Annotated in this window: 21 protein-coding genes and 1 pseudogene; 14 read left to right on the plus strand and 8 right to left on the minus strand. The window is 45.8% G+C overall.

Going from position 1 to position 20640, the window contains the following annotated elements; all coding sequences use genetic code 11:
• Positions 1-6: 6 nt before the first annotated feature.
• Complete coding sequence (locus tag A7975_RS24305) at positions 7-1239, minus strand: MFS transporter (RefSeq protein ID WP_053373179.1); 1233 nt, start codon at positions 1237-1239, stop codon at positions 7-9.
• Positions 1240-1368: 129 nt separating this feature from the next.
• Between A7975_RS24305 and A7975_RS24310 the strand changes: the two genes are divergently transcribed.
• Positions 1369-2253 carry a LysR family transcriptional regulator gene (locus A7975_RS24310; protein ID WP_065386816.1) on the plus strand — a complete coding sequence of 295 codons (885 nt, stop codon included), beginning with the start codon at positions 1369-1371 and terminating at the stop codon, positions 2251-2253.
• A 124-nt stretch (positions 2254-2377) separates the two neighbouring features.
• Here the strand turns inward: A7975_RS24310 and A7975_RS24315 are convergent, their stop codons facing one another.
• Positions 2378-3892: a sulfatase family protein gene (locus A7975_RS24315; protein ID WP_255314506.1), complete on the minus strand. Its 1515-nt coding sequence runs from the start codon at positions 3890-3892 to the stop codon at positions 2378-2380.
• A gap of 389 nt (positions 3893-4281) precedes the next feature.
• Here A7975_RS24315 and A7975_RS24320 point away from each other — a divergent pair, with 389 nt between their 5' ends.
• The gene (locus tag A7975_RS24320) at positions 4282-4911 is read left to right on the plus strand and encodes a YfbR-like 5'-deoxynucleotidase (RefSeq protein ID WP_053373181.1); all 630 of its coding nucleotides are present in this window, start codon (positions 4282-4284) and stop codon (positions 4909-4911) included.
• Positions 4912-5087: 176 nt separating this feature from the next.
• On the opposite strand, the gene A7975_RS24325 is transcribed toward A7975_RS24320, so the two are convergent.
• A complete protein-coding gene (locus A7975_RS24325; protein WP_065386817.1) occupies positions 5088-5876 on the minus strand; it encodes a class I SAM-dependent methyltransferase in 789 nt (262 codons plus the stop codon).
• 199 nt (positions 5877-6075) lie between these two features.
• On the opposite strand from A7975_RS24325, the gene A7975_RS24330 reads away from it, so the two are divergent.
• A complete protein-coding gene (locus A7975_RS24330) occupies positions 6076-7671 on the plus strand; it encodes an alpha/beta fold hydrolase (RefSeq protein WP_082198423.1) in 1596 nt (531 codons plus the stop codon).
• 113 nt (positions 7672-7784) lie between these two features.
• On the opposite strand, the gene A7975_RS24335 is transcribed toward A7975_RS24330, so the two are convergent.
• Positions 7785-8636 carry an AraC family transcriptional regulator gene (locus A7975_RS24335; protein ID WP_065386818.1) on the minus strand — a complete coding sequence of 284 codons (852 nt, stop codon included), beginning with the start codon at positions 8634-8636 and terminating at the stop codon, positions 7785-7787.
• A 244-nt stretch (positions 8637-8880) separates the two neighbouring features.
• Here A7975_RS24335 and A7975_RS24340 point away from each other — a divergent pair, with 244 nt between their 5' ends.
• The 5 genes from A7975_RS24340 to A7975_RS24360 all read left to right on the plus strand — a co-directional run bounded on the left by A7975_RS24340 (position 8881) and on the right by A7975_RS24360 (position 13654).
• On the plus strand, positions 8881-10260 hold the full coding sequence (locus A7975_RS24340; protein WP_065386819.1) for an ABC transporter substrate-binding protein: 1380 nt from the start codon (positions 8881-8883) through the stop codon (positions 10258-10260).
• 79 nt (positions 10261-10339) lie between these two features.
• Positions 10340-11239: a carbohydrate ABC transporter permease gene (locus tag A7975_RS24345; protein WP_065386820.1), complete on the plus strand. Its 900-nt coding sequence runs from the start codon at positions 10340-10342 to the stop codon at positions 11237-11239.
• 15 nt (positions 11240-11254) lie between these two features.
• Positions 11255-12112, plus strand: a complete 858-nt coding sequence (locus tag A7975_RS24350) for a carbohydrate ABC transporter permease (protein ID WP_065386821.1) — start codon at positions 11255-11257, stop codon at positions 12110-12112.
• A 40-nt stretch (positions 12113-12152) separates the two neighbouring features.
• The gene (locus A7975_RS24355; protein ID WP_065386822.1) at positions 12153-12950 is read left to right on the plus strand and encodes a histidinol-phosphatase; all 798 of its coding nucleotides are present in this window, start codon (positions 12153-12155) and stop codon (positions 12948-12950) included.
• Between the two features lie 5 nt (positions 12951-12955).
• Positions 12956-13654: an MgtC/SapB family protein gene (locus A7975_RS24360; protein WP_053377524.1), complete on the plus strand. Its 699-nt coding sequence runs from the start codon at positions 12956-12958 to the stop codon at positions 13652-13654.
• Between the two features lie 118 nt (positions 13655-13772).
• Here the strand turns inward: A7975_RS24360 and A7975_RS24365 are convergent, their stop codons facing one another.
• Both A7975_RS24365 and A7975_RS24370 read right to left on the minus strand, forming a co-directional pair.
• Entirely contained in the window at positions 13773-14144 is a 372-nt protein-coding gene (locus tag A7975_RS24365; protein ID WP_065386823.1) for a hypothetical protein, read from the minus strand.
• Positions 14145-14431: 287 nt separating this feature from the next.
• Positions 14432-14827: a VOC family protein gene (locus A7975_RS24370; protein WP_065386824.1), complete on the minus strand. Its 396-nt coding sequence runs from the start codon at positions 14825-14827 to the stop codon at positions 14432-14434.
• A 285-nt stretch (positions 14828-15112) separates the two neighbouring features.
• Between A7975_RS24370 and A7975_RS24375 the strand changes: the two genes are divergently transcribed.
• The 5 genes from A7975_RS24375 (at position 15113) to A7975_RS24395 (ending at position 19128) form a co-directional block, all read left to right on the plus strand.
• The gene (locus A7975_RS24375) at positions 15113-15592 is read left to right on the plus strand and encodes a CcdC family protein (protein ID WP_065386825.1); all 480 of its coding nucleotides are present in this window, start codon (positions 15113-15115) and stop codon (positions 15590-15592) included.
• A gap of 289 nt (positions 15593-15881) precedes the next feature.
• On the plus strand, positions 15882-16436 hold the full coding sequence (locus tag A7975_RS24380; protein WP_065386826.1) for a 2'-5' RNA ligase family protein: 555 nt from the start codon (positions 15882-15884) through the stop codon (positions 16434-16436).
• A 350-nt stretch (positions 16437-16786) separates the two neighbouring features.
• Positions 16787-17476 carry a type II CAAX endopeptidase family protein gene (locus A7975_RS24385; RefSeq protein ID WP_065386827.1) on the plus strand — a complete coding sequence of 230 codons (690 nt, stop codon included), beginning with the start codon at positions 16787-16789 and terminating at the stop codon, positions 17474-17476.
• A gap of 48 nt (positions 17477-17524) precedes the next feature.
• Positions 17525-17941, plus strand: coding sequence for a hypothetical protein (locus tag A7975_RS24390; RefSeq protein WP_065386828.1), 417 nt, complete (start codon positions 17525-17527; stop codon positions 17939-17941).
• Positions 17938-19128, plus strand: coding sequence for a winged helix-turn-helix domain-containing protein (locus A7975_RS24395; protein ID WP_065386829.1), 1191 nt, complete (start codon positions 17938-17940; stop codon positions 19126-19128). Before A7975_RS24390 ends, A7975_RS24395 begins: the two co-directional genes overlap by 4 nt.
• Positions 19129-19154: 26 nt before the next feature.
• On the opposite strand, the pseudogene A7975_RS35095 reads toward A7975_RS24395, so the two are convergent.
• Positions 19155-19244, minus strand: a pseudogene (locus tag A7975_RS35095) (transposase); the annotation flags it as partial.
• A gap of 36 nt (positions 19245-19280) precedes the next feature.
• Here A7975_RS35095 and A7975_RS24400 point away from each other — a divergent pair.
• On the plus strand, positions 19281-19784 hold the full coding sequence (locus A7975_RS24400; protein WP_065386830.1) for a DinB family protein: 504 nt from the start codon (positions 19281-19283) through the stop codon (positions 19782-19784).
• A gap of 376 nt (positions 19785-20160) precedes the next feature.
• On the opposite strand, the gene A7975_RS24405 is transcribed toward A7975_RS24400, so the two are convergent.
• Positions 20161-20628 (minus strand): type II toxin-antitoxin system VapC family toxin, encoded by a 468-nt coding sequence (locus A7975_RS24405; RefSeq protein WP_053373199.1) that lies wholly within the window; start codon positions 20626-20628, stop codon positions 20161-20163.
• Positions 20629-20640: the final 12 nt, after the last annotated feature.

Genomic DNA, 20640 nt, shown 5'->3' on the forward strand with positions numbered 1-20640 from the left:
GCAATCTTACGCTGTCTTTGCATTTTGATGTGGATTAGACAGACGAGCCCGGGGACGATGATGAAGCCAATAATACACGGCAACCGACAGCAGCGTAATGAGCGCTGCGACCACATACATCATCCGGTAATCCGTGTAGGATGCAATCATTCCCATGAAATAGGAGCCAAGCCCGTAACCCAAGTCAAACAGCAAGAAGAAGGTTCCCGTTGCGCTCCCCCTCCGATGCTCGGGAACAAGCTTCATGGCAAGTGCCTGAAAACAAGGGATGAGCGCCCCGTAACCTATTCCCATAATGACAGCAGCCGCCAGCACCATCCCTCCGGAATGGGCTTGGCTTAACAAGAGCATGCCGACCGCAAATAATAAAATGCCCGGATAATATAAATAATGCTCTTTATATTTATCAAATACTTTTCCAATAAACGGACGGAACACTACAATCATAATGGCAAAAACGACAAAAAATGTACCCGTAACCGCTGACTGATGAATCTCAGAGGCAAACGATGAAAAAAATCCGGATAACGAGCTATAAGCGAATGCAAGAATAAATCCCGCTAATGAAATCGGCAGCGCCTTGGGTTCGAGAAAATCGCTCCAATGCATGCCCTTCCTTTTTTCCAAGGGCTGTTCGAACGCAGCCGTCTCTGAAGCACTCGTCCTTTGCAGCTGCGGCACACGCATGCCAATCGTGAACAACAGCGAGAGCGCTGCAATCACGCAAACGGCGAGCAGCAGTATATTAATGTTTTTGTCCTTCCATAGAAACAGCCCGAGAGCGGGCCCAACAACCATGGAAATGCTCATAAACATACTATAATAGCCCATTCCTTCCCCTTGGCGCGAATTAGGAACGAGCGCGGAAGCAACCGTGCTCATCGCCGTCGAGGCTACCGCATAACTCATGCCGTGAACAAGCCGAATAACTAAGAACAGAAAAATCCCCTTCGTGCCGAAATAACATACGCAAGCGATTAGAAATAGGACCATTCCTATAACCGCCATTTTCTTTTTGCCGAAGCGGTCCACCCATCCTCCCGAGAAGGGCCGGATCAAGACGCTGCCAATGACATAAATCGTAATGGATAACCCCATCTGCTGCTGACTTCCGTTCAAACTATCCTTCACATATAACGGAAATGCTGTCGCAAGAATATAGAAGGTGAGAAACATAAAAAAGCTGCTCATGCATAAAACCACAAAATTTTTCGTCCAAATTCTCTCTCTAATCAACATACTCTCTCCAATCTCCGTAAAAACTTGCCTGTATGTTGAACTATTATAAAATCAAAAGCTTATAATGAATAATACATATTTTATAATAAAACCATCATATGAAAGCTATGAATGAAACGAGGCTTACGAATGGAATTTCTTCAACTCAAATATTTTCAAGCGGTAGCACGGCTAGAGCACATAACGAAAGCAGCCAAGCAATTGAACGTGTCCCAGCCATCACTTAGCAACTCGATCCAGCGTTTAGAGAGGAAGCTAGGCGTTCCCTTATTCGAGCGGCAAGGCAGGCAGATTCAATTGAATGCATTCGGTAAAACCTATCTCAAACGGGTCGAGCAAGCATTTTTGGAGCTGGAGGAAGGCGAGCGGGAGATTGCCGATATGGCTGGCCTTGACCATGGCGTGTTATCGATTTCCGTGACGCTTCCGTACGTGCTGCCAACGCTCCTCAAAGAATTTCTTACCCTCTACCCGCATATTCGGATTATTCAGCGTCAGCTGGGATCTGTCCATGAGATGAGAACTGAGCTGGAGAACGCCGATATCGATTTCTGCATTTCTACGACTCCAATTACCGGGCAAACCATCGAATGGCTGCCGCTCGTGAAAGAAGAGTTATGTTTAACGGTGCCGAAAGGGCATCGTTTTGCCGATAGGGAAAGCATTTCTTTAATTGAAGCGGCAAACGAGCCCTTCATCTCCTTATCGTCTCGATCCAACTTTCGCGAAATTACCGATGGGTTTTGCCGTCAAGCCGGCTTTGAGCCCAATATTGCATTCGAGCTTGAAGAAGTCAGCGCTATACAAACGTTGGTCGAAATGGGGCTGGGCATCACCTTCACCCTGCCTCTCGCATTAGGAAAAAGAGCCTCAAGCCCGGAAACCGTCCAGCTAAAAATAACAGAGCCGCTATGTCAACGGACCTTCGGGATTGCCTGGAATAAGAAACATTACCTATCCCAGGCCACTATTCATTTCCGCCAGTTCGTGATTAATTTCTTCGGTAAGGATTAGTATGGCATGACTCTTAGGCAGGGCGTTGATTGTGAAGCAGCTTTTGGAGGGAAAAAGAAAATAACAAAACAGCCCTGCGTATATGCAGGGCTGCTTTGTGCTCACAATAGGAGAGATGGTTTTTCTACTCGATCCGCATCCGCTTGAACTGTTTGAGAAGGCTGTCCTCATGGCGAATCATCCAGTCCGCTAGCGACTGCCGCAATTCGGCAAGCGTCTGCGCGTAGTCCGAGCGGTTGATCAGGTTGGTCAGCTCATGAGGGTCGCCTGCCAAATCGTAAAGCTCATCCATATCACCACAGTTAAATACGTATTTGAATGTACCTTTGCGGAGCATGCGCTGAGTGAACATCGCAGCCTCGAGGCCCGCACCTTCAGTCACGATACAATCCGGCCATTCGGATAATTCCTCTCCGGCCAGCGTCGGGGCGAACGACCTGCCGTCCGCTCCGGGCGGCGGCGATCCAGCGCCTGCGAGATCAAGAATCGTCGCATGGATATCGCAAGTGCCGACGAAGCTGGTTTCCGTCCGCGGCTCCATCCGATTGCCGGCTGGCTTGACGATGAGCGGGATGCGGCAGGTTTCTTCGTACATGAAGAATGACTTATCGCACAAGCCGCCGTGAATGCCGAGCGACTCCCCATGATCAGCGGTAAATATAATAACGGTATTCTCATACAGATTATGCTGCTTCAAGTATTCCAGCAGACGCCCGATCTGCGAATCAATGCTGCTCATAGCCCCATAATAATGTTTAATATAGGGTACAAAATCGCACCATTCCGTCGTATTCCCTTTTTTGATGCGGTGAATGGACGGTTTATCCTTGTTGTCGTCGTTAAAGTTCGGCCACGGCTCCAGCTCCACATCGCGGTACAAGTCCAGAAAGCGTGTCGGCGCAACGTAAGGCTCATGCGGGCCCCAAAAGTTTAATGAGAAGAAGAAAGGCTCCTCCCGCTGGCGAAACTGATCGATATAGTGGATTGCCCGCTCCGTCAAATAGTATTCGACAGTGGATTCGACCGGCGAGGTCAATTCCGAGGCGTAATGATACTCGAAGTGGCCGCTCACTTTATTCTCTTCCTGCCACGTAAGTCCGTTATCCCGCAAATATTGCTTAAATTGCGGGTAGTTCATCCCCCCGCCTCCGTGCCCTGCAAAATCATCACCCTCATAGCCGACATCGGTAGGCATGGACTTGATTCCGGCGGCAATATCGGGGAATCGCACATAAGCGAGATTGTCCCGCAAATAGTTGCCCATCTCCGGCCCAAAGCCCAGATGCCATTTGCCCGTATAACCGATGCTGTATGATTGCTCTTCCAGCTGCCTGCTGAGCAGCCGCGGCGTATCCGGAAGCTCCTGTACCATGCTGCCCATACCGTAGCCGTTTGTCTGCATGCCGTGCTTGAACGGGTACATGCCCGTTTGCATTGAAGCTCTGGCTGGCGTGCATACCGGGCAGCTTGTATAAGCATTTTCAAAAATAACGCTTTCATCTGCTAGGTCATTTAAATTAGGTGTCTGGCATACTTGCCCGCCGTAACTGCGCAATGTATCGACTCGCTGCTGATCCGTTTGGATGAATAGAATGTTAGGACGGCTTGGCGATTGATCTTCTTTAAGCGGCATGGTCATGGTAGTACCTCCTCAATATCGTCTAAATAGCGCAAGTAGATGTTTTGGGTTTGTCACTTCTTATATGATTAACTTATAGAGTAGGCCCGTGTAAATATGTCATTTATGCTGGGCTTGTCATTTTTCGCATCCGAACCCTCCCGCGCCCCGTCCTTACGGGATTGGCAACCATATAATACGATTCCATCCAAACGAACACTTGATTCAGGTGAATGGCAAATAGACGAAAATAGTTAATAAAACACGATTTATGCATGCGGCATGCGGCTAAAGCACATGATGTACTTTCATATATTACCTAATTAAATTAATCGTCCATTAACAAACGAGTTTTATACTAGCTGTAATGCATTGCATTATAAATGAAATAAGGAAAGGAATTGCATGCCATGGGAATTCATACGTATTTTCAATCACTTAACGATCTCGAGCGTATTATTCGTTGTCCAGGCAAGTTTAAGTTTGAGGAGCACAGCGTAGCCGCGCATTCATGGAAGGTTGTGCAATACGCCAAAACATTAGCCGATATCGAGGAACGCAATGGCGTTGCGATAGATTGGAAGAAGCTTTACGAGATTACGAGCAGCCATGATTATGGCGAAATATTTATAGGGGATATTAAAACGCCCGTCAAGCATTATTCGCTAGAGCTGCGCGGCATGCTGCAGCAGGTAGAGGAAGGCATGATCACTCTTTTTATTGAGGAAAACATTCCGGAGGAGCTCAAGCCTATTTTTTTTAAACAACTGCGCGAGGGCAAGGACGATTCCGTCGAAGGCCTTATTCTAGAAGTGGCGGATAAGCTAGATCAAGTATACGAAGCCCTTGCTGAGCTGCAGAGAGGCAACAGGGAAAAGGAATTTGTCGTTATGTATCGCGAAGCGCTTATCAAAATCAAAAAAATAAAGCTGCATTGCGTGGAATACTTTCTGGAAAATATTTTACCCGATATCGTAAAGGAAAGCTCCAATTGTCCTATCGATATCAAAAAAATTACAAATGAAGCTTTGGAGCTTTAATATCGCCTTTCAATCTCGTCACTCCTCCATTGCCATCCCCTCCCCGCTTCGATTCATTCCAGCAATCTCCCTTGTTGTATGGCCTTCATTTCATGAACCGTTCCCAAAATAAACCAAAAGGGCAGCCCCATTCGGGCAACCCTACGGGGATGGGACTCGAAACCGGCATTCCGGATTCAGGGATGCAGCGGCGGTAATGCGATATCCATTCTATCGGCAATTAGCGTATAAAACTCTGGAAACCTAGCATCTGTAGGGCTTGGTATTTCTTCAAATGCCCGTATAAATAACCCTGCGTCACCAATTGCCGTTATGATCTCGCCGACAGTCCATCCTCGTACTAATACCTTGCCGAGTTCAGAGCGGTCTTCCTCAGGCAGCAGCTTGGCAAAAGCAACTTCCCCTTCCTTAATACGATCGTCAAAATAATGGCCAGTTGGATGCTTTAGATTGTTCGTGTTCATCCATGCACGCGCAAAAGGATGAAAGTCAGTCAATATAAATCGGCCGTTTCTCCCTAGTCTGCGACGAACAACAGAGAAAATAGAATTGAGATCCGTAAAATAATGCAAAATCCCAAACTCCATCAGCACGATATCGAATTCGCCCAGCGACTCTTCGTCCGGGATATTCAAGACGTCAGAACAGATATAATCGAGCTTCACGCCCGCCGCGGCGGCAGTTTGCATCGCGTACAGCCGGTTTTCTTCAGATATGTCCACCACGGTAACATCAGCACCGAGCAAAGCTAACGAAATGGCCTTTCGACCGTGCGAGCCAAGGAGGTTAACCATACGCTTGCTTGCTGGATCGCCAATATATTTCAACCAATATCGCAGATGATGCTTGTGTTCTCGCTTTAGTTCTGCCGCAAGCTCCTCTGGTGCGCCAAAATATTGTGTCCAAGCCTGATACGCTTTCGTCTCCCACGCAGCCTTGTTCGCCTTTGCCAGTTCTTCTTGCACTCGCATACCTCCCAGGTTCATTCGCCTTCAACCGAAGGTATATATTACCATTTACATGTTAATTGTCAACCTCTTTTTCACACTGCTTCACCTCAGCTTATGACAATATTAAATTTACATTTTATTTAATAAAAGTTAATTACAAGAAGATTATTCCAATGTATGATAGCTAAGAAGTTCAACTATAAGGAGGAGAATAATGAATTTGAAAAAAATGTCGTCCATGCTGTTCACGCTCATTCTCGCATTAAGTGTTCTGACTGCTCCCGTACAAGCTGCCGGACTAACGAACCCGGTCGTCAGCGGCTTTCCCGGAGCATGGAGCAAAGGAACAGAGCCTGCCGCGATCAATCCGAATAAGCCGGTCATCCTGTTCGTTCACGGTCTGAACGGCAGCGCATCCACTTGGTATCAGAGCAATGATATGTACCAGTACGCTTACAATAATGGCTATCAAACCGCATTTATTAACTTGTATGACATTACTGGCACCTCCCAAAACATGTGGACAAATGGCGAGCTTCTGGCAGCGAAAATCAAGGAAATCAGCAATCATTTTGGCAAAAAGCTCGTCATTGTCGCTCATAGCAAAGGCGGCGTCGACACTCAAGCCGCACTCGTTCACTACAATGCTTTTTCGTACGTCTCCAATGTTATTACACTAGGCACTCCGCATAACGGCTCGCAGCTCGCAGATTTGGCTTACAGCAGCTGGGCGAGCTGGCTCTCCTCCTTAATCGGTTATCAAAACCCGGGTACCTACTCCATGCAAACCTCCTACATGCAATATTTTCGATCCGTTACAAACAATCATACGAACGTTAGCAAAAATAAATTTTACACCTTCGCCGGCAATGATTATGAATCCGGCAGTACCTCGGAGCTGTTTGGCGGATTGTTCTTGTCCAACTATGACGCGAATGACGGGGTCGTGACTGTCAGCAGCGCTCATCTGCCGAACGGAACAATGGTCAAGATCGGAAAGTGGAATCACACCAGCGTGAAGACAGGCGCCAATATGTTTTCTTTGATTAAGCCTTATCTGGCAATGCCATTAACAAGCTCCTCTAATAGGCTTAATGAAGCGGCTGCCGGAAGAGAGCAGGCTGTGCAGTCGCTGGCTGCAAGACGAGGACAGCAGAACCAAACCTTCATACGCGGCGGGCAATTTGACGGAAAAGGATCAGAGATTTTCACCGTTGAAAACAATGTAGCCTCCGTCACGATTGACTGGATCGGCAATCAAAAGCTCGATAGCCTGAACATTACTAGCCCTGACGGCTCCAGCCAAAACGTAGCCGTATCTTCCACCGCTGATGATGGCGTGCTAAACGGAGCTTGGCATCATACGGCAACGCTATCAAGACCGGCAGCGGGCGAATGGACAGCTACCGCATCGAGCAATGGATCCAGCGCATACCTGCTATCGATTTCCTATGATACAAATGGCAAGAGAACTGCAAAACTCAATAAGTCCTGGGATAACAAGAAGCTGAAGCTTGACGTTGACGGACTGAAAGACGAGAAAACAACCGTCCGATATAAAGTTGACTTTGTTAACGGAAAAAACGATCACTCCAGCAAATACCAACGCAAGCAAAATCAGTCCAAGCGTGTAAAGCAGCAGGAGTCTCTGCTCGCAACGGATGAGGTCGTTATTCCTGCCTCCGAAGGCAGCGGTGTCTATACGGTTACCGCAGAGATTGAAGGCGAAACAGATGAAGGCTTCAAATACCGCCGCACCCTCGTGAAGTCAGTGTATATGGATGAAAATGGCAACACGTATACATCATAATCCGGTGCGATAATGAGATTGCCCCTACAGGTCTATGGCCTTAGGGGCAGTCTCTTTTTTCATCTCTCGTTTGCAAAATAAAAAGCCCATGCTTTCATGGCATGAGCGACGCGTTATTCATTCATTTCGGGCTTATTGGTTTGGCGGTATTTCAGCGGCGATAGGCCGGTTATATCTTTGAAGATGCGTCCAAAATGCGTCATGCTCTCAAAGCCGACCTTCTCGGCGACATCGGCTATTTTCAAGGTGCTTCCCGTTAAGAGCTGGCGCGCTTCCTTGATTCGGACATTGTTCAAATATTCCGTGAAGGTAAAGCCGGTATTCTCCCGGAACATTTTACAGAAGTAAGAGGGGCTGATGAAAAACTTGCCGGATACGCCTTGAATCGTCTGGGTTTCATGGTAATGCTGGTTCAAGTAATCGACGATTTCAAAAATCTTTTTGTTAATCGGATTGCTCCCATTATGTTCGGCTGCGGGCAGAGTCGACGTCTTGCGGTAAATGAATATAAGCAGCTCGAAGAGCAGCGTCTTTAAATAATATTCATAGCCGGGAGGCTGCTTGATAAATTCGGCAATCATTTTGTCGAAAAGCTTCTCGATCATGCTTTGTTCTTGGCCGTTCAAGGGCATGAAGTTTTTGCCGCTTGAAAAGCTGGACAGCACATGAAAGCTGTCATTATAAGGAAACATATCCTCGAGGAACTCCTCTTGAAACAACAGCGTAATCCGCTCGAAAGATTCCTTGCTGGAATTGACTAGCTTATGGATCTCGTTCATGTTGATGATCAATAAAGCGCCCCCGACTACCTGGTAGCTTTTATCTTCGATGAAATAGCTAATATCACCGGACACGAGATAAAAAATCTCATAGCCGTTGTGATAATGGCGCGATGGCATACTTGTGTTAAATTTTCTCTCGCGACTAATGTCAAATTTAGAAGCTTCATAGAAATTAGATTCCATAACTCTACCACCTTCGTGTAAGGTAATGAAATATATTTAAAGTAAGATATGTAGAAAAATAATGAAATAGATAAGATACGTGCTGATAATTCATATTATCATATGCTATATTGGTAAGCAATAAGGCATAACAACAGTGGGTGATGCGTAGTAAAAGATGCTAATAGGCTGGATATGCGATTAATCAAGTTAGTTTTGTTAACATTTTATAAAGACGGGTTCAAAAATTGATGCGGGGGTTGTCATGAAAAATCCAATTACGAAAAATCGTTTTCTGATGAGTGCACTTCTTTTGTTTTCCTTTTCTACCGTGTTGTCTGCTTGCGGCGATACAGCCGGCACTCCCAAAAGCGACAACGCAGGGGGAAAAAATAACGGCAAGGAGAAAGTAGAGATCGTTTGGGTGATGGCGGCGGATCCGGATAAAAAGGCATGGCAGGACGCGACGATTTCGACCTTCGAAGAGAGCCATCCGAACGTTAAAGTCCGGCTTGAGAACATCCCGTACGATCAATTCGATCAAAAACTGACTACCTTGATCGCAAGCGGCAATGCGCCGGATGTGTGGAATCCCAATCAAGCGGACAGCGGATTCGCTACCTATATGAAGATGGGCGCCTTGAAGGACCTTACTCCTTATATCGAGAAAGCGGCTCCCGAGCTTGATACGATGGATCCAAACCTGCTCGATATTTATAAAATCAACGGTAAAAATTACGGCGTCCCGCTCGTGAGCAACGCTACTTATCTATACTACAACAAGGACTTATTCGATGCGGCAGGCCTTCCTTACCCGACGACAGACTGGGATGACCAGTCCTGGAATTTCGATGCGATGCTTGAAACCGCGCAGAAGCTGTCCCATGACGTAGGAGATGCACGCAAGCAGGTTTTCGGCTTCTCCAGCGCATTAAGCGCAAACGCAATGACATGGCTATACGGAGGGGATCTGTTTAAACCCGAGGCATATACGTCCGGCGTAATGGGAGAGCCTGATCTCATGAAGCCGGTTAACATCGAAGCGCTGCAGTTCAACGCGGATTTAATCAATAAATACAAAGTCTCGCCAGACGCAGAGACGGTAGCCGCTTCCGCACAGCTCGGCGACCCTTTCCTTACCGGCAAAGTCGGCATGTACATTTCCGGCGGTTGGGGACTCGGCTCCTATAAGCAAGCGGAATTCAAATGGGGCGTTGCGGCTGTACCGTATCACGAGGGACGCAAGGTCACGCTATACGTCGATCCTTGGAGCATCTCGGCGACAAGCAAGCATCCCGACGAGTCATGGGAATTCGTACGGCATTTGGCTAATCCGGCGGAGGGCGGCGGCGCCTACCGTTACATGAACGATGTAGGGAGAACGCCTGCGGACGCGAGCCTTTTCAAGCTTTGGTATGACAAAATGGGCGCGGAGACCGGCATGGATCCCGAAGCGTTCAAGCAGGTGCACGAAGGTTCGATCAAATACGGACGCGAAGCGGAAAACCATTTGATCGTCAAATTCAATACGGTTCTCGAAACGATGAACCAATCGCTCTATCAGGTATGGGGAGGCAAGAAGAGCGTAGAAGACGGCTTAAAAGTGTTGAATGACAACCTCCTTTCACTGAATTTGGATCATTAACAGCCAGAGCTTTAAGCAAATTACAGCCAAGCGGACGTCCAGCAAAAGACGGCGTTCGCCTGGCCCACGGAGGTAGCCCATGAGAAAGCTTTCGCTGGCCACGAAGCGCGAAGAACGGTCGTTTTGGTTTTTCATAGCCCCTTGGTTTATCGGTTTTATTTGCTTCACCGGGGGACCGATTCTCTTCTCGCTGCTGCTCAGCTTCACTGAATACAATGTCATCTCGCCGCCAACATTCGCAGGCACAAGCAATTACAGCCTGCTGTTCGGAGACCGGCTGTTTTACAAGTCGCTGTCCGTGACGCTTTATTACAGCGTAATGGCCGTACCGTTTACGATACTGACATCTTTGATTATCGCAGTTCTGCTTAACCATAAAATCAAAGGACAATCGCTCCTCCGTACGCTTTATTACGCGCCAAGCATCATATCCGGCGTAGCCGTTTCCTTCCTTTGGTCATGGCTGCTTAATCCGCAGTTCGGCGTCGTGAATTCCGTCCTTTACGATTGGTTTGGCATTCAAGGGCCGGGGTGGTTTACGAGCCCGGGTACGGTAGTGCCGTCCATGGTACTTATGCAATTGACGGCTTCGGGAAGCACGATGGTCATCTTCCTTGCCGCGCTGCAATCACTCCCGGCAGATCTGTTCGAAGCTGCATCATTGGAAGGAGCAAGCGGCTTCGCGAAGTTCCGGAAAATTACGGTTCCGCTCATCTCCCCCGTCATTTTATTCAATACCATTATCAGCATGATCGGATCGCTGCAAATCTTTACGGAAGCTTACGTTATCACTAAGGGCGGCCCGGACTGGAACTCTTATTTCTACGTGTATTATTTATTCGACACCGCGTTCAAGCAATTCCGGATGGGATATGCCTCCGCCCAGGCATGGATCTTATTCTTGCTTATATTCGCGCTTACTCTCGTTTCGCTATGGGGCTCCAAAAAATTCGTCCACTATGAATATGACCCAAAGTAAAGGAGGTGCCTTATTATGAAGCGAAAAAAATCTTACAATCACGGGAATCTGCGTCTAGTAGACAAAACAATCATCTACGTTCTTCTATACGGCGGCGTTTTATTGTTCGCGTTTCCGCTATTTTGGATGCTCTCCACTTCGCTTAAGACGATCGGCGAAATTCATCGCGTACCGATGACGTGGATTCCTGCCCATTTGCAGTGGGGCAACTATAAGCAAATTTTCATCGATGCCCCTCTTGCCCGCTTCCTTTGGAACTCGGTGTGGTACTCGGCCGTGACGGTAGCTGCGGTCGTTTTTTCCTCCTCGATGGCCGCATTCGCATTTGCGCGATTGCGTGCACGCGGGAGCATGCTATTATTCGGGCTTGTCCTCAGCACGATGATGATTCCGTCCCAAGTAACGCTGATCCCGCAATATTTGCTGTTTACAAAACTGCACTGGACCGGAACGTATTTGCCGCTCGTCATCCCGGCTTTTACGGCAAGCTCATTTACGATCTTCCTGATGCGCCAGTTCTATTTGGGCATTACGAAAGAATTGGACGAAGCCGTCAAGATCGACGGGGGGAGCCATTTCACGATGTATTTCCGCATCCTGATTCCGCTATCCATGCCGGCCTTTGCGACCGCGGCTATTTTGGAGCTGATCTCGAGATGGAATGATTTGTTCGGACCGCTCATTTACTTGAACGACATGACAAAGTACCCGATTTCGCTCGGGCTTGCCAATTTTACGGCAGCGTTTGGAGCAACGCCATGGAACCTGTTGATGGCGGCTTCGCTGATCGCGATTTTGCCGCTGCTGCTCGTTTTCTTCTTCGCTCAAAAGTATTTTATTCAAGGAATCGTTGTATCCGGCTCCAAAGGTTAATTTTATCCATTATTCATCATGAATTTATCGGAGGTATCACATGAAGTTCGACTTTCATACGCATCATGATCGCTGCGGGCACGCAACTGGATCAATCAGGGAATATATCGAGGCAGCAATCGGACAGGGACTCGATATGATCGGCATCTCGGATCATACGCCATTTTTCGCATCGGCTGAAGATCGCCTTTCCTTGACCGGGAGCATGGCAAAAAGCGATTTCCCGACTTATATCAATGAAGTTATAGATCTAAAAAAAGAATATCAAGGAAAAATAGAGGTGCTGCTAGGCATCGAAGCCGATTTTTTGCCTGAACATCTGGATTTGTACCGCTCGATTATTGCAGCCCATCCTTTTGATTACGTCATCGGCTCCGTTCATGAATTCGCCGGCATCGGCATATATGATTCAGAGTATTGGGAAGGCTTGACCGCGGCACGCAAATTGGAAGTCAAAAATTTATTCTATGATTATATCGCGCAGTCCGCGAAATGCGGTTTATATGATATTTTGGGCCATGTGGATTCTTTGAACCGCTACTTCTACGGTTATCCGGAGCTTCGCACGGAGGCTGCCGACGTCACGCTGAAAGCGATTGCCGCTAGCGATGTAGCGATCGAGATCAATTCCTCCGACAACAATTGGGTGCCGGATGGCAGTTTTCTGGAACGCGCGCTCCATTATGGGGTTAAGGTGACCTTCGGCTCCGATGCGCATGAGCCCGAGCGCGTAGGCGAGCACTTCGCCGCCATCGGCAGCCACTTATACGATATCGGCTATCGGGAATGGGCCGTATTCCGCAAGCGCGAACGGTTGATGGTTCCGATCGGTCGGTGAGCGCCATAGAAAACCCGTGGGCTATTGACCATGCCATCATCTTGCTCCGTTTGGCTCTGGCCGTATTTCTTGGCGGCCTCATCGGCTTCGAACGGGAGCAGCATAATCATCCGGCAGGGCTTCGCACGCATATTTTGGTTTGCCTCGGCTCTACGATGATCATGCTGCTGTCTATTTACGGCTTCGCCGATTTCGCCCGCGAGCCCAACGTGCGGATTGATCCGGCACGGCTCGCGACGGCCGTCATTACCGGCATCGGCTTTCTCGGCGCGGGCACGATTCTGTTCACAGGCAAGTCGATCACGGGACTTACGACGGCAGCCTCCTTATGGGTAGTCGCGGCTATCGGGCTGCAGATCGGCGCGGGATTTTATTTTGGCGCGGTTGCCGGAACGTTTCTTGTGTTCATTACTTTATGGGTTTTCAACAAAATGGAGCACCGTTTTCTAAAAAGCAAAAAAGTCAGGAAGCTTACGATTCAAGCGGAGAGTGAAGAGGAGCTGCTGGACATCGTCACGAATAAGCTTGCCAGCCGATCGATCGTTACGCAAAAAATAACGCTGCAGCGGATACGCCCGTCGCTTGAAGCGCCGCTATGTTTGGAAGTTCAGCTGGACATCGTCGTTCCGAGATCCATGGAGCCGAAGGAAATGGTAGCTGAGATGAAACAAATCGGCGGGGTCGTCGCCGTCAGCGTCGAATAGATTGCATATTGCAAAGAAAGGGTTGATGTATTCTAATCATACATCGTCCCTTTTTTTGCAATAGGCGTTTTCAGGCAAGAATAGATTTTATATGCCATTATCCTATTAATTATAAACGTTAATCACTTAGACTATTTTCATAAATATCAAGGAACTTTGTTACCATTACACCTTGTTGTACAACCGCTTCATCTTTAGTTTCAAGCTGCCAGCCATATGTCATATAGTCTTTATAATTCTTATCACTGATAGGCATTAAGTCAAACTCGGCCCCAGTTGCATCAAAGCCTATTTTATAATCGGTTTGAGCTTGTTGTAAGGCCTTCTTATGATCTTTAAAAATAGGCATTCCTTTAGCATTAGCTCCTATTTCATAAGCTTTGTTATCACCGAAATCGACACTCAACCGGCTTGCATCATAGTCGCCAACGACTTTTGAAGCTGAATTACAGGCGGTTAGGAATGCAAGCAAAGCAATGCCAATGACCATCGTAATCCTTCTCACCTAAATCACCACCAACCTTTCTTACAAAAAATCAAATTGAACCAATAGCTCCTGAGTGTGGTTACGTATTAGACGTTATTACACGGAAAATGTTCCAGCTTTATACAAATGATTAGCCAGAGTCTCCCTCAAGAGATTGCAGCCGACACTTGATCTGCGGGTTGTCCAGCCATTTGGGAACAACCAATTGGAAGCACAAAAAAGCAGATAACTTTGAACTGACAAAGTTATCCGCGCTTTCTCTAGGACCCTCGAACATACCTTCCGAAGGCTTACTGTTTGGTAATCATCCACGTGACGCCGAATTTATCTACGACTTCTCCATAATAAGCACCCCATGGCTGAAGAGCGAAAGGATACTTGCTTTCGCCGCCCTCGCTTAGCTTGGCATATGCCGTTGCGGCTTCTGACTCATCGTCATAGTTCAAAGCAAGACTAATGCTGCGGTTATACGAAACCGACTCGAATGAATCGGAGATCATCAACGTATTCTCGCCCGCCACCGTCAAAGCCAAATGCATGACTTTATCCTTCATCGCCTCGGGCGTTCCCGGCGTCTCACCGAATGTGGTGAGAAACTGAATTTCGCCGCCAAGCGACTCGACATAAAAATTCGCCTGGCCTCTTGCATCCTCCGACATTAAATAAGAATGAATTTGCGCTCCCATAAAAGCTCAACAACCTTTCCATTTTAATTTGCCCTTCTATAAGTACGACGAATGAACAATGGTGAGATCGACAGAGGAAGTAAATATTTTTTATATTTTTTAGCTTTTAAATTTGTCCGTTAGTTTGCCTTAATTAACAGCCATTCCATTTCTATCTCGAATGATTTTTCTGCTTATCACCCATCAAATGACTCTCGTCATGTCAATAAAATTACCTTTGTCACTAACTCGGCCATGCCAAAGCATTTAAGATAAGAGTATCAAACAGATGAGGTGAGCGAGAAAATGAACGGTAGCACTTTTTATGTGATGATCGCTTTTATAGCAGCTTTGGTTTTGTGGAGAAGAACAAGAAGTATGTATAGACCTATACGGGGTAACGGGATTCGGCTGCTGATTCCTCTGTTATTCATGCTTCCTGGCCTGTCGCTGATTTTTAGCGCTAACGTGAATGAACCAGCTTGGGAATTTGGGGCAGCCTTCGGAATTGGCCTTCTATTTTCCATCCCATTGATTTGGACGACGAATTACGAGATGAGAGAAGACAAATTGATTTATTCCAAGAAAAACTGGGGATTTGTCGCAGCTTTCATAGGTATAGTGCTTATACGGTTTGCTCTGCGTCAAGAACTATCCGACATGGATCCTCAAGGCCAAACGGCATTGTTCCTACTAGCGGCCTTTGGATATATCATTCCATGGAGAGTTTTTTCGTTTATCAAATTCCGGCGCGTGGTCAACCAGTCGCATTTGGCCCAGAATTGACGCCTTTACTATCGGCTGCTACAAAACAAATACAGCTGTAGACTTAAAACAAAGTTTGATAATTTAGAATAAAGATTGTTAATATTTCCATTGCACTTACGCAATAAATCAAATCTTGTTGTAGACTAAAAAATAAAGTATTAGGCTGACGGTGCTTCATTAAACTAACGGGCAGTTTAACACTAAAGCAGGATTTGGAAAATACTTGAGGAATAGTTCGGAAGGCTGATGATCGAAATGAATAGGAATGTCCGAGAAAAATACATATTATTGGGAAAGGAGTGTAAAAATGCAGTTTTTCATAGGAATCGTTCCACCTGAAGATTACAAAGAACAAATTTCGGTATTTCGTAATAAATGGGCTAAGACATTTCGAAATCGATGGGATAATAACGGCTTTAGAGATCCTGTGGAGCCCCATATTACTGTTAAAGCCAAAAGTGGACTTACGGAGGATATGAATTGGCTTGAAAAAGTAAGAGAAACTTGTTCTTCATTTCCAATCTTCCAGTTAACTTTGTCTGAGCCAGCAACATTCGGAACAGCGGTTACATTCCTTAGCGTTGAATCGAAAGAGATATATAATCTGCATAAGAACTTGGTAGATGCGGTTTCTCCACCGCCCGAACTTATTGAAAGGCATATAGAGTTGGATCACTTCATTCCACATTTGACTTTGGGTCAAACAAAATGGGGCATGAATGAAGCAGAAATTATAGAAATGAAATTGGCTGCGAGTGAAGCATTATCTCCTTTTTCAAGCTTCGATGTTACATTCGTACGGGTATTTGATATCAAAACAAACGCACCTTTTGAAGATATCAAACTTGTCAAGTTGTTCTAATCAGATCATTGAACTAACGGGTAACGATAGTTCAATAGAAACAAACACGGAAGCCGCCGACCACAATGATCGGCGGCTTCATTACGCTAACGGGCAGATTACGTTAATGGATCTTCATTTTATTTAGTTGCATGCATAAACCCAAGTCACTTAACGGAAATTACTTCAATGGGGTGATTTGTAGTGAATGTTAAAGCTATCGGGGCCGCGTCCATAATTGGTTAGATCGGTATTTTCCAGAGTTTCTTTTCTCCATAGAGGGAGGTTAGTTTAATAGAAAGGAAGTATTTTGATAGTCAATAAAATTGATCGTTGAGTTGTATTGTATAATAAATGATGGGGTGATAAAGATGCTTTTTTTAACCGCACTTTTACTAATAATTGCTGTAGGTTATCCAATCTGGGATTATTTTTATATGAAAAAGGTTGAACAAAATCTTGTGAATAAGAAGAAGTTGTTCATTGGAATTATGATTACTCAATGGTTATTGGTCATAATTGTATTTGTCTTTTGGGTAATTACACAACGTTCCCTAAACGACTTATTTTTTCTTGATAAACCCTTATTTCCTTTTCAACTAGAATTTTTATTGGCTGCTGGATTAGGAATAGGTATTTGTATTGGAATGTTTACTTTGATTCTTGTCTTTTCAAAAAAATTAAGAAAAATATTATCTGATGCTCTATCTGATGAAAGCATTCAATTTTTGTTACCCTCAACAATTAAAGAACGTTTACTTTTTCTCTTAGTAGCTATTACTGCAGGAGTCTGCGAAGAAATCATTTTCCGAGGAGTGGTAGTATATTATTTAAATCATCTTCCATTTGAACTGTCTGTCATCACAATTGGTATTGTTTCTAGTTTGCTATTTGGAATTGTTCATTTATATCAAGGTTGGAAAGGTGTTTTACTTACTACCTACTTAGGTGCTATTTTGTTTCTTCTTTTCGTGGGAACAGGCGTCTTATGGATTCCAATCGTCTTACACATTATTATTGATGCGAAATTTGTATTTTTGCCAAATAAAAAGATGCCGTAAAATTAATTAAGTGAGTATTTGTTTGAACTAACGGGAAACGTTAGTTCAATGAAGGACGGACACTATACAAACGAAGAAGGAGCTGCCGCGGCAGCTCCTTTTTCATCTTCACAAAATAAAGATTTTTGTACATATGTACTGATAGGCGTTAAGCTAACGGGCAGTTATTTTTCAATAGCTCTTGTTTTTATGCTCGAGACAATGGTAAAATTTAACAGGAACATGTGTTTGTTTTTTTGTATATTCCAACGGATAGGGGGAATAGGCGTGGTTGAAATCATTGAAAAAGAGCAATTTTCGGTTATTGGAAAATTAGGAAAGGGGTTTGCTAATGAAGCTCCCCAATGGATACCATCATTATGGAAAGAAGCAAATAGTAACTTTATTGAGATAAGCAACCTCGCCATCCATCATCACGTGCAAGCTACTCCCGTTTGTTTCGTTAAGGAGCCGATGTGTACATGATCCAATTGACGAACCGCCAGGCACGGCAATTTCTGCTATTGAAGCACGGGCTGTTGGGCGAATATCAATTTACCGGAAAGCAGGGAGTATTGGATTTTGTGCGGCAGGTCGGCTGTATTCAATACGATCCCATCGATGTTTGCGGAAAAAACGCCGAACTGGTGTTGCAGTCGCGAATCAAAGGATTTACGAAGAACATGCTCGCCGAGTTGCTATATCAAGATAGAAGCCTTGTCGATTATCCCGACAAGAATTTGGCCATTATTCCTGTCGAGGACTGGCCGTATTTTGAGCGGTACAGGCAGGCCGCCCGACAACATGCCAAGCGCTATCCCGAAATGGAAGCGTTGATAGAGCAAGTACGGGCTCACATCCAAAATCACGGTGCGCTAAGTTCGGATGATCTAAAATTGGATGGAAATTTCACTTGGCAATCGGCCATCCACTGGAGCAGCGGAAACAATTCATCCCGGTCGGTGCTGGAGCAGATGTACTCGACAGGCGAGTTGATTATACACCACAAAAAAGGAACGCGTAAATATTACGATATCGCCGGGAAGTACATACAGCCAAATCTGCTGAACGCACCGGAGCCGCTGGAGGGCGAGCATGAGCATCACAAGTGGCGGGTACTGCGTCGAATCGGCGCTGTTGGCCTTTTATGGAATCGCGCATCCGATGCCTGGCTGAACATATGGGGATTGAAAGCAGAGCAGCGCAACGAGGTTTTCCGCCAACTGTTGTACGAAGCTCGCATTGTTGCTGTTGCCGTGGAACAATTGAAGGATTTACTGTACTGCCGCGCGGAGGACTTGCCGCTTATTGAAGCCGTTCTGCAAAATCCGGCGCCGAAATGGCGCTGCGAGCTGATTGCCCCACTAGATAATTTCATATGGGACAGAAAACTGATCAACGTATTGTTTGGATTCGATTACACCTGGGAGATTTACACGCCTGCAATCAAACGGAAATTCGGCTATTATGTGTTGCCTCTAATATACGGAGAAAGCCTCATCGGACGAGCCGAGGTAATCGCGGAGCGAAAAGCCGGGACGCTCGTTGTTAAAAACATCTGGTACGAGAACGACATAAAGCCAACAAAGCAATTGCGAACAGCCTTGAACAATTGCTTTCAAAATTTTGCATTATTCAACGGATGCGAGATTTCGACAGAGTTTATGAACTGATATTCCAGTTCCCCGGTAACATTTGCCAAGCTACTAGATCCTCTTTTGGTAATTCGGTTCACTGATGCTGTAAACTTACCAGAGGAATACACACTGGGGTCTACTCCCTTGAATGCGAAACTTGATTCCATTACAAAAAGGAGATGTTGGATATGTATAAACACATTAAAGATTTTGCCGCAACTTGGCAGAATGAAACGGAAGCAACAATGCGGACACTGGAGATGCTGACCGACGAGTCTCTTGGCCAACAGATAACAAGCGATCATAGAACGCTTGGACGTGTTGCATGGCACCTTGTACAGACGTTGCACGAAATGCCATCTCGGACGGGACTGTCTTTCGAAGGACCGGGCGAAGATATGCCGGTGCCAGCTTCGGCAGCAGACATCGCGTCAGTCTATAAGAGGACCTCACAAGCGCTCCTTGATGCTATACAGTCCAGTTGGAAAGATGAGAATCTGCTTATCATGAGCGATATGTATGGTGATCAATGGCCAAACGGCTTAATGCTGGATATTCTCGTAAAGCATGAGATTCATCATCGTGGTCAGATGACAGTCCTGATGCGTCAGGCAGGCCTTCGTGTGCCGGATCTTTACGGCCCGACAAAAGAGCAGTGGGCCGAGTACGGAGAGCTACCTCCAGTAATTTAGAGTAAGATTATATCCACTTTGGCCGTTTGGCTATAGTTGGATTTATAAGTATTTTATCATAGGATTGAAAGTGGTGGCTTGAATCATAGACAAGAGGATACCATCTGACTGAAACTGTTGATTCTATTGAACTAACGGGTAAGTTGAGCCACGCGGATTGAGGTTAAGATTTATTGAACTAACGGAGAACGATAGTTGAATAACAAAAGGGCTGTCTGGTGGCAGCCCTTCGTCGTTAAGTTCAGTTTTTATCAAACTTTATTTTAAAAATACTTGGTCTCCTTAACGAAAAACCAAGGGTATGTAGCTTTAAAATTATCAAACTTTATTATAAAGCTACAACAGCCGCCCTCTCAAGAGGGCAGGCTGCATTTGTTTAATGGCTTTGATTGGATGGAATGATTCGAATATCCTTATCCAAATTGGCAAGCATCATGTAATTGCGATTGAATGTAAAGATGCGTTTTACCTGATAATAGGACATGGTCACAGCCGTGAATGCTTCGCTGAGCGAGAACCGGAGCTCAGGCCTGTCTATAAGCAATCTGCGCGATTCCCTCTCAAACTCAGGGCCGCTGGAGATGATCTCCAGCTTGCCTCTACTCACTGCCTTATCAATGGCATTCAGAAAATATTCCGCCTGCTGATAGCTGTATTCATTGCGAAGCCATTCGTGAAGATCAAATATAATGGAGTTGGTAGTCACGTAATTACGTTCAAGATCATGCAAATCCAGGAACAGGGAACGAGCTTTCGCATAGCGGGGGTCATCAGGGTTCATCAAAGCGGCTAAAGCCGTTTCGTCCAGAAAAATGGTATCCTGAATGTTCAAGTAATCTTCCATAGGTCAGCACTC

The sequence above is a fragment of the Bacillus sp. FJAT-26390 genome, from assembly GCF_001682865.1.
In the GTDB taxonomy this organism is placed as follows: Bacteria; Bacillota; Bacilli; order Paenibacillales; family Paenibacillaceae; genus Pristimantibacillus.